Below are 12,776 nucleotides of genomic sequence, written 5' to 3'. Positions count from 1 at the left end.
TATTAGTGCAATAAACGGCTGAGGAATGTGCGGGTACGTTCTTCCCTCGGATTGGAGAAGAATTCAGCCGGTGTTGCTTCTTCCACGATTTGACCCTCATCCATGAAGATGATGCGATCTGCGACTTCCTTGGCAAACCCCATCTCATGCGTGACGACGACCATGGTCATCCCTTCTTTCGCAAGGGTCTTCATGACATCCAGTACTTCCCCGATCATCTCGGGATCCAGAGCAGACGTCGGTTCATCGAACAGCATGACGGTAGGTTTCATGGCAAGTCCCCTGGCGATGGCCACCCTTTGCTGCTGACCTCCGGAGAGCTGGGACGGGAATGAATTTGCCTTATCCGGAATACCCACCTTTTCGAGGTACTTCATGGCGGTTGCCTTTGCTTCTTCATCCGTCACCTTTGCCACTTTCTTAGGGGCAAGGGTGATATTGTCGATGACTTTTTTATGAGGGTAAAGATTGAAGTGCTGGAACACCATCCCGATATTGCGTCTCAGCTTATTGATGTTGGTCTTTTTATCATGAATGGCTTCATCATTGACAAAAAGTTCCCCATCGGTAGTGGTTTCCAGCCGGTTGATACAGCGGAGCAGGGTACTCTTGCCTGAGCCGGACGGACCGATGACCACAACCACCTCTCCGCGATTGATGGTAAGATTGATGTTTTTCAGTACATGGAAGTCTCCATAGTGTTTATTTACATTTTGAAAAAGGATCAATTGATTTCCCTCCTGGTGCTGAAAAATTAAGAATCATATCGATTTACGACTATCCTCCTATTATGATAAACCCGTGCTACAGATAACTACAGAAAACTACGAATATTCTAAAAATAAAAATTGAATGACGGTTCATCCGTTCTTTTTTCATCCGCGTTTGGTCCCGTATGAAGAGGTTGTAGGGATAATGTCGTACAAGATAGAATCAACAAATAATTGAACATTTACAAAACACTTACAATTTCACTTGTTGATCTTAATGCAATGCCTCTACGATTGAAGTGATTCTGGATATTCAAGGAGGATGAAAAGAATGGGTGGAAAGAAAAAAAAGACTGTAACGGGTGTTTCGTTGGCAGCAGCACTTCTACTATCATCTTGGGGCTTTACCGGATCTGGGAAATCCGAAGTGGAGGCCAGGGATAAAAAGAAAGAGCCCACCAACGTAATTATGATGGTGATGGATGGGACAAGCGCAGGGGCCACTACCCTTGCAAGGTGGTACAAGGGCGACGATCTTGCAATGGATGAGATCGCCATCGGTGGCGTCCGTACATATTCAGCAGAGTCGGCGATCACGGATTCAGCACCCGCGGCCACCGCTCTTGCAACAGGGAATAAAAGCAATGATAAGGTCGTTGGCCTTCTTCCTAAAGTGGTCAGTTCTCCGGGAGTGGAACAGATCAAAGAGGAGGACCAATTACGGCCTGTGGCCAATGTTCTTGAAGCAGCCAAACTTAAAGGGAAATCCACGGGGATCATTTCTACATCCGAGATCCAGCACGCCACTCCGGCCGGTTTCTCTTCTCACGCACCACATCGCAGCAACTACAATGACATTGCCGAACAGCAGGTGTATCAAGGGATCGATGTCGTTCTAGGCGGTGGGAAGGAATCCCTCACTCCAGCAGGTAGAAAAGATGGGGAAAATCTCCTCGATGTGATCGATTCCAAAGGCTATGACGTCGTAGAAACACGCAAAGACCTCATGAAGTCCAATTCCAAGAAGCTTTGGGGAGCATTTGCCCCTTCTGCCATGGCGTATGATATCGACCGTGAGAAGACGCGCAAAAACGAACCGACGCTTGCCGAGATGACGAAGAAAGGGATCGACACCCTTTCTAAGAATAAAGAAGGGTTCTTCCTATTCGTAGAGGGAAGCAAAGTCGACTGGGCGGCCCATGCCAACGATCCAATCGGCATGATAGGGGATGTACTCGCATTCGATGATGCGGTCAATGAAGCGCTGGAATTTGCCAAAAAAGATGGTAACACCATGGTCATTGCCGTATCCGATCATGGGAACAGCGGGATCACCATGGGGAATGTCAACACGAACGCAAGTTACCCAAGCACACCGGTTTCAGCCTATATCGATCCGTTGAAAAAGGCGAGTATGACCCTTGAAGGTGCGACTGGTAAGCTCAAAGCCGATCGCTCGAATATGAAGCAGGTCGCCGCTCTCTATGGGCTGGATAACCTCACGAAGGAAGAGATTGAAGCCCTGAAGGCATCGAAGAACCTGAACGGAGACCTTTCCAAAATGCTTGCAAGCCGTGCGAATCTTGGCTTCACCACAGGCGGGCATACGGGTGAGGATGTATTCCTGTATGCCTATGGACCGTCCAGACCATACGGAATGGTAGAGAACACCGACCTGCCGAAGAAGATGGCTGATTTCATGGGTGTGAACCTGGAGAAGACTACTGATAAATTGTTTATCAATGCACGGGAATCCTTTGAGAAAAAAGGCTACAAAACCCGTATTGATGTAACGGATGAAAACAATCCGGTATTTGTGGCCGAGAAGAATAAGAAGAAAATTGAAGTGCCTGCGAACAAGAACATCGTCACGGTGACGGATAAGAAAAAGTCCAAAACGAAGACTCTCGATGGGGTAACGGTCTATAACGGAAAAGACTTCTATGTGTCGGAGAAAGCGTTGAAGGAAGCGAAATAGCTCCCTTTTCAAAATCCACAAAAAACTGGCGCACGCTATCAGTATAGGTTCTTTATACCGCTTATGATTTCCGTGCAAGACTAAGCTTTCCGCGGGTAGCTCGTGAGCCTCCTCGGCACGCCTGCGGGGTCTCACATCAGCTACTCTTCCCGCTGGAGTCTTCGTCTTGCACTCCAATCAACCGCTAGAAACAAGTAAATAGTAATGGTCATGAAATAAATGAAAAACCCGAATCGTTTTGCCTGATCGTCGGCAATTTAATTCGGGTTTTTCTATGACTAAAACACGTTTGTTCCAGCCTCTTATGGTTGTTAGTTCCGGATCATGTAATCAAACGCACCAAGTGATGCGGTTGCACCTGATCCCATGGAGATGATGATCTGCTTGTAGGCACTGTCCGTGCAGTCTCCGGCAGCGAAGACACCAGGCATGCTGGTTGCACCGTGCTTATCGACAACGAGCTCACCCATACGTGTTTTCTCAAGGGAGTCACCGAGCCATTCCGTGTTCGGTACGAGACCGATTTGAACGAATACGCCGGCAAGTTCCACGTGATGCTCTTCCTCTGTCGCACGATCGATGTACGTGATCCCGTTCACCTTGTCGGTTCCCGTGATCTCTTTCGTCTGTGCGTTTTTCACGACCGTAACGTTCGGAAGGCTGTTAAGGCGTTCCTGCAGTACAGCATCGGCTTTCAGCTCAGGCATGAATTCAAGGACAGTCACATGCTTGACGATCCCTGCAAGGTCGATGGCTGCTTCCACGCCGGAGTTTCCTCCGCCGATGACCGCTACATCTTTCCCTTCGAACAATGGTCCGTCACAGTGAGGGCAGTAAGCGACCCCTTTGTTCTTGAATTCTGCTTCGCCAGGGACGCCGACGTTCCGCCAGCGGGCACCTGTTGAAAGGATGACGGTCTTACTCTTCAGGACCGCTCCGTTTTCAAGCTCCAATTCGACGAGGTCTTTCTTCTCGAGGCTCTTCGCACGCTGAAGATTCATCACGTCGATGTTATAATCCTTCACGTGTTCTTCGAGGCTTGCAACAAGTTTCGGACCTTCCGTCTTGGTCATGCTGATGAAGTTCTCGATGCCGAGGGTGTCCATGACCTGTCCACCAAAGCGTTCGGCTACAAGTCCGGTGCGAATACCTTTACGCGCAGCGTAGATCGCAGCACTTGCACCAGCGGGACCGCCACCGACTACGAGGACATCATATGGATCTTTATCGGCGAATTCAGCTGCATCAGGGCCGCTACCCATTTTGTTCAGCATTTCTTCAAGGGTCATACGACCGCTTCCGAACTCTTCACCGTTCAGGAATACAGTCGGGACCGCCATGATTTCTTTGCTTTCGACTTCGTCTTTGAACGCAGCGCCGTCGATCATCGTATGAGAGATTCCGTCATTGAGGAGACTCATGATGTTCAGGGCTTGTACGACATCAGGGCAGTTGTGGCATGTAAGGCTGATATACGACTCGAAGTGGTATTCACCCTTCACATTTTTGATCTGGTCGATCACGGTTTGATCGACTTTCGGTGCCCTGCCGCTCACTTGTAGCAAAGCAAGGACCAATGAAGTGAACTCGTGCCCCAGCGGGACGCCGGCAAATGTGATGCCGGTGTCTTCGCCGATGCGATTGACGCTGAAGCTTGGTGTGCGTTCCAATTCAGTGTTCTCCACTTTGATGCGGGGAGACATGGTCGCAAGCTGGTCCACCAATGAGAGCATGTCATGCGATACCTTGTCGTCTCCAGCACTTATCTTGAGCAAAATATCGCTCTCTAACATTTGAAGATACTGTTCTAGCTGTGCTTTGATATTTGCATCCAACATGTAATCGAACTCCTTAGATTTTACCTACTAGGTCAAGTCCTGGTGTAAGGGTTTCGCTTCCTTCTTCCCATTTAGCCGGGCAAACTTCACCTGGGTTTTTGCGCACATATTGTGCTGCTTTGATTTTGTTTACGAGTGAGCTTGCGTCACGTCCGATACCGCCGGCATTGATTTCAACTGTTTGAATCACGCCGTCTGGATCGATGATGAATGTACCGCGGTCAGCAAGTCCTTCTTCTTCGTCCAAAACGTCGAAGTTGCGTGAGATTTTTTGTGAAGGGTCACCAATCATCACGTACTCGATTTTGTTGATTGTATCTGAATGGTCATGCCATGCTTTATGAGTGAAATGTGTATCTGTAGAAACGGAGTATACTTCAACGCCTAAATCTTTAAGCGTAGCATATTGATCTTGAAGGTCGCCAAGTTCAGTAGGGCATACGAATGTGAAATCTGCAGGGTAGAAGCAGACTACGCTCCATTTACCTTTGAAGTTTTCTTCAGTGACCTCTACGAAATCACCTTTGTGGTAAGCCTGTGCAGTAAATGGTAGAACTTCAGTTCCGATTAATGACATATCGAAATTCCTCCTTAGTTAATTGTAATAATTCTAATTCAATACTCATTATTATATACATTGGGTTATTTGTCAAAGGAAAAGTGGCACTTCCGGTGAAAAAATCTCCCCATCTTCTGATTTTGCCTAAATCGAAGGGTTTTATACGGGATGACCCTTTATATTTTAGCATTACACGGCATCGGATTTCTAATGATACGATTGTATAATCTGGGAATCCGCATATTCCCAAAACAAAATGACTTTGAAAATCAGTACAGGATGATTGAGAATGCTTGCTTGCAACAAACCCTTGAATCATTACTGCTGTCGGTAACGAGATAGAGTCATGCATACCAATGGTAATAGAGAGATAAAATCCGAACGATTTAGAATCATCGTTCGGATTTTCTTCTGTTTACTGATTCTTATGCTGTGGTCCTTCATTGGAAGGAGGGCCGGATACATAGTCGACGCCACCTGTTTCCTGGATTCCGATGCTGTCGCATGGCTTTTTCGAGTGCTTCTTTATCAACGGCTGTGATGTCTTTCTTACCGAGTTTTTCCCCTGGATGCTGGTAGTTGCTCAGCGGTGATCCTCTTGTTGGAAGCGTTGGGTGATCGAAGGTTGTTGAGGGGTTATATAGAAAAAGGACCCGCCATTTTGCTCGACGGGTCCTGCTTGTCTATGGGAGTGCGATTATGGGTTATTCGACCACAGTCCGGCATGCTTCAGTACCACGCGGGGGTGGAGTTTGAGCTGAGCCACCATGAGGTCCGCCATGTCTTCTGCCTGCATGACCTTATCCGGGTTTCCGTCAGTCAGCTTCAAGTCCACGGCCATATCGGTCGCTACGGTGCTAGGTGTCAGGGTCGTCACGCGGATATTCTTTTTGCGTACTTCCATCATGAGGGATTCGCTCAACCCGATGACGGCCGCTTTGGAAGCAGAGTATGCGCTTGTGACCGGTGCCCCTTTTTGACCTGCTGTAGAGGAGATATTGATGATATCGCCGGTGTTGCGCTCGATCATTTCCGGAAGCACGGCGCGTGTCGTATAGTATACGCCTTTGACGTTGACATCGATGATGTTCGTCCATTCATCCGGTGTGAGCTCCATGAAGCCGCCGAATTTCGAGATTCCTGCATTGTTTACGAGGATATCAATGGGACCGAGTTCAGCTCGGATCGATTCCACTGCTTTTGTGATGCCATCTAGATCTGCTACGTCAGCAGCCGCAAAGGACACATTGACATCATACTGCTTCAATTCGTCTGCTGCTTTCTCGAGGTTCTCAATAGTGCGTCCCACAAGTCCTACGTGGACCCCTTCTTTGGCGAAGGCTTCCGCCGTCGCGCGGCCGATACCGCGACCTGCTCCTGTGATCAACGCTACTTTTCCTTTAATCGATTGCATGGTACCACTCCTTTGGTTCAGATTTTTCTATTGTAACGAAACCGTCCTGCCGATGCCACTAGATTGATCTTGATGCACGCTGGAAGCCGTTACGCCCATTGCTTTTTGCTTCATATAAAGCCGTGTCGCATGCTGCGTATAGGGCCTCCATCTTCATGTTGTCCGTTGGTCTGACGGTCAAAATCCCCATGCTGATATGGAACGGTACGGAGCCGGGTTTTCCGCGATTCAATGTATTGCATAGACCCGCGGCAAACCGGTCAGCCTCCTCTTCATTCTTTTCTGAAAGCAGGATCCCGAACTCATCACCTCCATAGCGACCATACAGATCGCCTTTATCCAACATACCCTGAATGGTTTGGCTCAAATCGCGAAGGACCTGGTCCCCTGCTACATGCCCATGGGTGTCATTAATGGTTTTGAAATGGTCGACATCCAGAAGGAGATAAGAAACAACAGCCTGTTTCTTTGCAGATTGGCGAAGGATGTGTTCCGCATGCTGAGTAAATGATCTGCGGTTAAGGGCACCGGTCAAATCATCATAGTTGGCAAGGACGACGAGCTCCCGGTCGACCTTCTCCTTCATCAGTAGAAGGAAGGCAAGATTCATCAAATTCGATAAAACATAAAAAGAAAGCAGGACAACCAATTGAAGGACTCCGGGATTGTAAAGGGTAAAGGATTGGATTGGGACGAAGAAGGCCGCCATCCCCCGGACGATGGAGAAGATGACACCAACTCCATAGAGGAGACTGACCACCTTCATCAAAAGGGATGAACTCTTGAAACCAACCAGACAAACAGGCAGAAGAAGAATGGCCGTCAAGAACGAATAGTAGGCGATGCGGTCAGACTCCGTGTTGTAAAAGATAAATAAAATGGAAAAGCCCATAATTCCGGCGGTTGTCACATATATATAGATGAGCCTCATCTTAGGACGTAAATAACCCTGAAGATTCACTAGCACTGCAACTTCCAAAGAGGTACCTGCATAAAGGACTATGTTGGCCAACCATATCGACAAGACATCAGGGATATCTCCCCTGAACACCATCAGGGATACCGCCAGGATCTGGCAGCATTTGGCCAGGAAGAACATATTCAAGGTCAAATCCCGCTTGTGAGTGTATCCATACGATCCGATCATGATCAGAGTGAACAAGAAGCCGATGAACAGCAGGGCTGTGATGATGGTGGAATCGACATAGATTTCCATGCCGGCACTCTCCTTACTGAAAAATGGTCTGAGTATAGTATATCAAACCTGGGACTTTATGAGTGTCTGTCGATCTGGAAACGGGTGTAATCTTTGGTAATCGGGAAAATGACTAGTTCAATGGATTGACAGTTTCCTGGTTTAGTTGTAAACTGTTAGAGAAATTTAATAAGACCTCGCTATGTATAGTGAGGTAGAGGTGCGATATTTAACAGTCTTCAGCGGAGCTCGAGAAGCGTCGATGCTGGGGAGAAGGAAATGTCGCCGAAGCAGATGATATTCTCGGTATCATGTGCTGGGTCTGTAGTTAAGAGCTGCAGGACTGTCTCAATAAACGTCCCGGTTTATTGAGTTGTGCTATCTCATTGGGGAATAGAGAGGACTTATGGGTGACTTCGTATACTACGGCCTGAGTTGATCTCAGGCCGTTTTTTGTTTGTCCAAAAGCATTTACAAAAAATAGGGGGACTGAAGAAGATGAAAAAAAGAGCTTCGATCTTTGCACTATTATTGGTATCGGCACTGGTTTTACTTGCAGGTTGCGGGAAAAGCGGCGCTTCAGGTTCGGCAGACAAAGACACCTTCACTGTAGGCCTTGAAGCAGGTTATGCACCTTTCAACTGGTCACAGAAAACGGACGCCAATGGGGCGGTTAAAATCAAAGGAAGCAAAGAATATGCCGGCGGGTATGACGTGGAAATGGCGAAAAAGCTGGCAGATAAAATGGGCAAAGAACTGGTTGTCGTGAAAACAGAGTGGGACGGACTCGTTCCTGCTCTCAACTCAGGTAAGATCGACGCTATCGTAGCTGGGATGTCACCAACGGCTGAACGTAAAGAAGCAATCGACTTCTCTGATAACTATTACAAATCCGACCTTGTGATGGTAGTGAAAAAAGGTGGCAAATATGAAGGCGCAAAATCAATTCAGGACTTTAAAGGGGCAAAAGTGACAGCTCAGCTGAACACCTTCCACTACTCTGTGATCGATCAAATCAAAGGCGTATCCAAAGAAACAGCCATGGACAACTTCCCGGCCATGAGGGTCGCTCTTCAATCAGGTATCATTGATGGATATGTTTCGGAACGACCTGAAGCCGTCAGCGCTTCATCGGCTAATGACGCATTCTCCATGGTCGAGTTCGAGGACGGGTTTAAAACGAAAGAAGATGATACAGCCGTTGCTGTCGGAGTCGAAAAAGGTAGCGACTTACGAGAAGCCATCAACAAGGCTCTGAAAGATATCTCAGAAGACGAACGTACAGAAATCATGGACCAGGCCATCAAGAACCAGCCTGCAGAACAATAATCATGTTGCCGGTCAGGCACTATGAAGAAGGAGGAGAACAATGAGCTTAGAATGGATCATCAGAATTATTACAGACAACTGGGCCATGTTCTTGCGAGGAGCGGGTGTGACCCTGTTGATCGCCTTTGTCGGTACCGTGATCGGTGCCGCCATCGGCCTGTTGGCAGGTGTCATCCGGACCATCCCAGTCCCTGAACGCGGACCGAAGAAGGTCATCCTCAAAGTCGTGAACATCGTATTATCCATCTACATCGAATTTTTCCGGGGCACGCCGATGATTGTACAGGCAATGGTCATCTATTACGGTTCGGCCATGGCCTTCGGATTTGATATGAACGTCATGGTGGCGGCTTTCATCGTCGTCTCCATCAATACGGGTGCTTATATGGCTGAGATCGTCCGCGGTGGAATAATCTCCATCGACAAAGGACAATTCGAGGCTGCTCAGGCCATCGGGATGAACCATGTGCAGACGATGTGGAACGTTGTCATGCCTCAGGTCGTCCGTAATATTCTTCCGGCAACGGGGAATCATTTTATCATCAACATCAAAGATACATCCGTCCTGAATGTCATCTCCGTATCGGAGCTGTACTTCCTGACCAAATCCGTGGCAGGGAACAACTTCCGTTACTTCGAATCATTCTTTGTCGCATGTATGATCTACTTCGTCATGACATTCGCCGTGACCAAGATCCTCCGTCACTTCGAGAAGAAACTCGACGGACCGGACAGCTATACAATGGTAGATGCGAAAGCCAAATAAGGAGAAGGAGGAAGCCCTGTGGAAAACGTCATAGACATCCAGCATTTGAACAAATCCTTCGGCACCCATGAAGTGCTCAAGGACATCGACTTTTCAGTGAAAAAAGGGGAAGTGGTGAGCATCATCGGTTCCTCCGGTTCCGGTAAATCCACCCTTCTCCGCTGCATCAATCTGTTGGAAAAACCGAGCGGCGGCCAGATCATTTACAACGGGGAGAACATCCTCGACAGCAAGCATGATATCTTCGCATACCGCCAAAACCTGGGCATGGTATTCCAGCAGTTCAACCTGTTCAACAACCACAACGTCTTGAAGAACTGCGTCGTCGGCCAGGTCAAGGTGCTGAAGCGCTCCAAAGAAGAAGCGGAAAAGGTCGCTTTGAAATACTTGGACGTCGTTGGCATGAGCCAATATGTCAACGCCAGCCCGAAACAGCTCTCAGGGGGCCAGAAGCAGCGTGTCGCCATCGCGCGCGCCCTTTCCATGGAGCCCGATGTCATGCTCTTTGATGAACCGACATCGGCACTCGACCCTGAGATGGTCGGTGAAGTGTTAAGAGTCATGAAGGAGCTAGCCGGATCCGGCCTCACCATGCTCATCGTGACGCACGAAATGGAATTCGCCAAGGAAGTATCCGACCGCGTCGTCTTCATGGACAAAGGCGTCATCGCCGAAGAAGGCCCGCCGGAACAGATCTTCAACCATCCAAAGCAGGATCGGACAAGGGCGTTCTTGAAGCGAACATTGAAACAACTCAGCTGATTAAAAAAATCAACGGAAAAATCCGAATTCCCCTATTAGTGCAGGGGGTTCGGATTTTTTGTTGCTTGTGGAAAATCAAATCCTCCGCTTTCCTGAATGGAAATGAACAGGAATCTTCAAAAAAATTTGAAAGAAGCGCAGGGGTTTGAATCCCGGCGCTCCTCATCAGTTATGAATAATCTTAAAATCCTTAAACGGATAGTAGATCAAATTCGTTTTTCCCACGATCTGATCCATGGGGATGGCTCCGATCATGCGGCTATCTTCGCTGTTCTGGCGGTTGTCCCCCATGACGAAGACGGTGCCTTCCGGGACGGTTTTTTGGCCGACTGCCGTATCTTCCAGCTTGAACGGTTCGGTCAGGTCGCCTGCTCTGGATACTTTTTGGTCGTCGAGGTAGGGTTCATCATAGGCCTTGCCGTTGACATAAAGGGTGTCATTTTTAAATTCGATCGTATCACCGGGTAGCCCGATGACGCGCTTGATGTAATCCTGCTGCTCATTGGCGTGGAACACAACGATATCGAATCGCTTCGGATCCCCGATTTTCGTTACGATCATCCGGTCTTTATCCTGAAGGGTCGTATTCATGGATGCACCTTCAACCACAATCGGGGTGATAAGGAAGGAACGTGCGATGACCACCAGGATGATGGCGATGGCCAGTGCCTTGATCCATTCCAGGGATTCACTTTTTTTCTTTGTCACAGGTTCAGTCTCTCCTCTCCATGTCCTCACTCTGGTTTCGAGTGCGGGATGGTCTATCTCCATTCATTCTACCACTTCTTCCATGATTCCTTCTAATCCTATCAGGCTATTTTGCTAATTTTCCATTATTAACCTGAGTTGGTGGGAGAGGAATTACTGAATCAATCCTTCATAGTATCTGATCTTTTCCTCGCTAGCCTGGATGATCTTCTCGATTTCCTGCTTTTGCAGTTCCATGACGTGGATGTGTTTATGAAGGATCGCAATTTTCTTCTGTACGGAGTTACGGTATTCATCGTTCTTTTTCTCCCTGTTGGGTAAGGCAATCTTTCTCGCCTTCACGATATCGGTCATCTCTTCAATGGATAGACCCGTGGACTTCAGGCTTGATAGGAGAAGAAGCGTCTCGATGTCGTCATCGGTATAGACCCGTCTCCCGTTTTCGAGCCTTGACGGTGGCGGGATGAGCCCGACTTTTTCGTAATAGCGCAGCGTATCCCGGGAGAATCCCGTTTTCTCAGAGGTTTGACCGATTGTATACACAGCTATCACCCTTTCATTGGTTTCTTTTTGGGTAGGGATGTAAACAGGATGCCGAGGCAGACGAAGATCGCCCCGATGATGACATTCTGTGTGATCGCTTCATGAAGCTGAATGGCTCCGAATATCAGTCCGAGGATCGGTACTGACATCAGGGAGATGGAGGCAATGGAAGCCTCGATGTTCCCAAGCACCCAGTTCCAACCGACGAATGCGACGGCGGTACCAAGTATGCTGCTATATAAAAGGGCCAGCATAGAAGGCATATGGATACTTAGATGAGCAATTTCATGGTGTTCTTTCAGCAGGGAGATGATTAGGAGAATGATTCCCCCGTCAATCAGCTGCCATAGGGTCATCTTGATCTTATCGTGATCACGTCCGATTTTCTTCGTATACACATTAGCTGAAGACCAGAAGAAGGCCGACACGACAATGACGATTTCGCCAAAGAGGGCAAGATTCCAAGACAGATGAAGCAGCTTTGGCCCGATGATGGTGGCCAGTCCTGCCGCCCCGACGATCAGTCCGAAGCCCTTGAGCCAGTTCAGGCGCTCATTCAGGAAAAAGTGTGCGAGTATGCTGACGATGATCGGCATTGTATAGACAAGGACAGAGGAAATGCCCGAGTCGACAAACTGGATCCCGTAGGTGCATAGGGCGTAATAGCCTACGCACATGAGCATGCCGAGGGCGAAGAATCTGCGCCATTCATTTCCTTTTGGAAGGATCGGTTTCCTTCTTATAATTAACACAGTGATGAGGACCAATGCACCGATGAATAATCTCAGGGTCGTAAAGAAAAACGGAGGGATGTCTTGAAGTCCCACCTTCATGCTTACCCATAAATACCCCCAAATGATGCTGATCAGTCCGATCATGCCGATGACTTTTATGTTTTTCATCTAGAAACAACTCCTTTACAATGTCAGCCACCTCAGTGGCACGGAAACCATCCTATAATCTGGAGTTGACTC

Annotated in this window: 12 protein-coding genes and 1 riboswitch; of the genes, 4 read left to right on the top strand and 8 right to left on the bottom strand. The window is 48.1% G+C overall.

Features of this window, described 5'->3' with window-relative positions; translation table 11 throughout:
• Positions 1-2: 2 nt before the first annotated feature.
• Entirely contained in the window at positions 3-728 is a 726-nt protein-coding gene (locus ABJ225_RS17160; RefSeq protein WP_048015786.1) for an amino acid ABC transporter ATP-binding protein, read from the bottom strand.
• Positions 729-1,032: 304 nt separating this feature from the next.
• Here ABJ225_RS17160 and ABJ225_RS17155 point away from each other — a divergent pair, with 304 nt between their 5' ends.
• Positions 1,033-2,688 carry an alkaline phosphatase gene (locus ABJ225_RS17155; RefSeq protein WP_048015785.1) on the top strand — a complete coding sequence of 552 codons (1,656 nt, stop codon included), beginning with the start codon at positions 1,033-1,035 and terminating at the stop codon, positions 2,686-2,688.
• Between the two features lie 311 nt (positions 2,689-2,999).
• Here the strand turns inward: ABJ225_RS17155 and ahpF are convergent, their stop codons facing one another.
• The 4 genes from ahpF to ABJ225_RS17135 all read right to left on the bottom strand — a co-directional run bounded on the left by ahpF (position 3,000) and on the right by ABJ225_RS17135 (position 7,715).
• Complete coding sequence (ahpF, locus tag ABJ225_RS17150) at positions 3,000-4,526, bottom strand: alkyl hydroperoxide reductase subunit F (protein ID WP_218246803.1); 1,527 nt, start codon at positions 4,524-4,526, stop codon at positions 3,000-3,002.
• Positions 4,527-4,539: 13 nt separating this feature from the next.
• Complete coding sequence (ahpC, locus tag ABJ225_RS17145) at positions 4,540-5,103, bottom strand: alkyl hydroperoxide reductase subunit C (protein WP_048004644.1); 564 nt, start codon at positions 5,101-5,103, stop codon at positions 4,540-4,542.
• Positions 5,104-5,782: 679 nt separating this feature from the next.
• Positions 5,783-6,499: a 3-ketoacyl-ACP reductase gene (locus tag ABJ225_RS17140; RefSeq protein ID WP_048015783.1), complete on the bottom strand. Its 717-nt coding sequence runs from the start codon at positions 6,497-6,499 to the stop codon at positions 5,783-5,785.
• A gap of 58 nt (positions 6,500-6,557) precedes the next feature.
• Positions 6,558-7,715, bottom strand: coding sequence for a GGDEF domain-containing protein (locus ABJ225_RS17135; RefSeq protein WP_347321185.1), 1,158 nt, complete (start codon positions 7,713-7,715; stop codon positions 6,558-6,560).
• 186 nt (positions 7,716-7,901) lie between these two features.
• Positions 7,902-8,083, top strand: a riboswitch (Lysine riboswitch).
• Positions 8,084-8,192: 109 nt separating this feature from the next.
• Here ABJ225_RS17135 and ABJ225_RS17130 point away from each other — a divergent pair.
• The 3 genes from ABJ225_RS17130 to ABJ225_RS17120 are packed head-to-tail and all read left to right on the top strand — an operon-like array spanning position 8,193 to position 10,551.
• Positions 8,193-9,023 (top strand): transporter substrate-binding domain-containing protein, encoded by an 831-nt coding sequence (locus ABJ225_RS17130; RefSeq protein WP_347321184.1) that lies wholly within the window; start codon positions 8,193-8,195, stop codon positions 9,021-9,023.
• A 40-nt stretch (positions 9,024-9,063) separates the two neighbouring features.
• Positions 9,064-9,789, top strand: a complete 726-nt coding sequence (locus ABJ225_RS17125) for an amino acid ABC transporter permease (protein WP_048004653.1) — start codon at positions 9,064-9,066, stop codon at positions 9,787-9,789.
• A gap of 18 nt (positions 9,790-9,807) precedes the next feature.
• A complete protein-coding gene (locus ABJ225_RS17120) occupies positions 9,808-10,551 on the top strand; it encodes an amino acid ABC transporter ATP-binding protein (protein WP_048015781.1) in 744 nt (247 codons plus the stop codon).
• Positions 10,552-10,716: 165 nt separating this feature from the next.
• On the opposite strand, the gene lepB is transcribed toward ABJ225_RS17120, so the two are convergent.
• From lepB to ABJ225_RS17105, 3 genes are all read right to left on the bottom strand, one after another.
• A complete protein-coding gene (gene lepB / locus ABJ225_RS17115) occupies positions 10,717-11,259 on the bottom strand; it encodes a signal peptidase I (RefSeq protein ID WP_048004655.1) in 543 nt (180 codons plus the stop codon).
• 153 nt (positions 11,260-11,412) lie between these two features.
• Positions 11,413-11,802, bottom strand: a complete 390-nt coding sequence (locus tag ABJ225_RS17110; RefSeq protein ID WP_347321183.1) for a MerR family transcriptional regulator — start codon at positions 11,800-11,802, stop codon at positions 11,413-11,415.
• A 5-nt stretch (positions 11,803-11,807) separates the two neighbouring features.
• On the bottom strand, positions 11,808-12,704 hold the full coding sequence (locus ABJ225_RS17105; RefSeq protein WP_218246801.1) for a DMT family transporter: 897 nt from the start codon (positions 12,702-12,704) through the stop codon (positions 11,808-11,810).
• Between the last annotated feature and the right edge of the window lie 72 nt (positions 12,705-12,776).

Source organism: Rossellomorea sp. RS05 (assembly GCF_039822645.1).
Taxonomy (GTDB): domain Bacteria; phylum Bacillota; class Bacilli; order Bacillales; family Bacillaceae_B; genus Rossellomorea; species Rossellomorea marisflavi_B.
The sequence above is the reverse complement of the archived record's forward strand: the minus strand, read 5'-3'. Positions and strand labels throughout refer to the sequence as shown.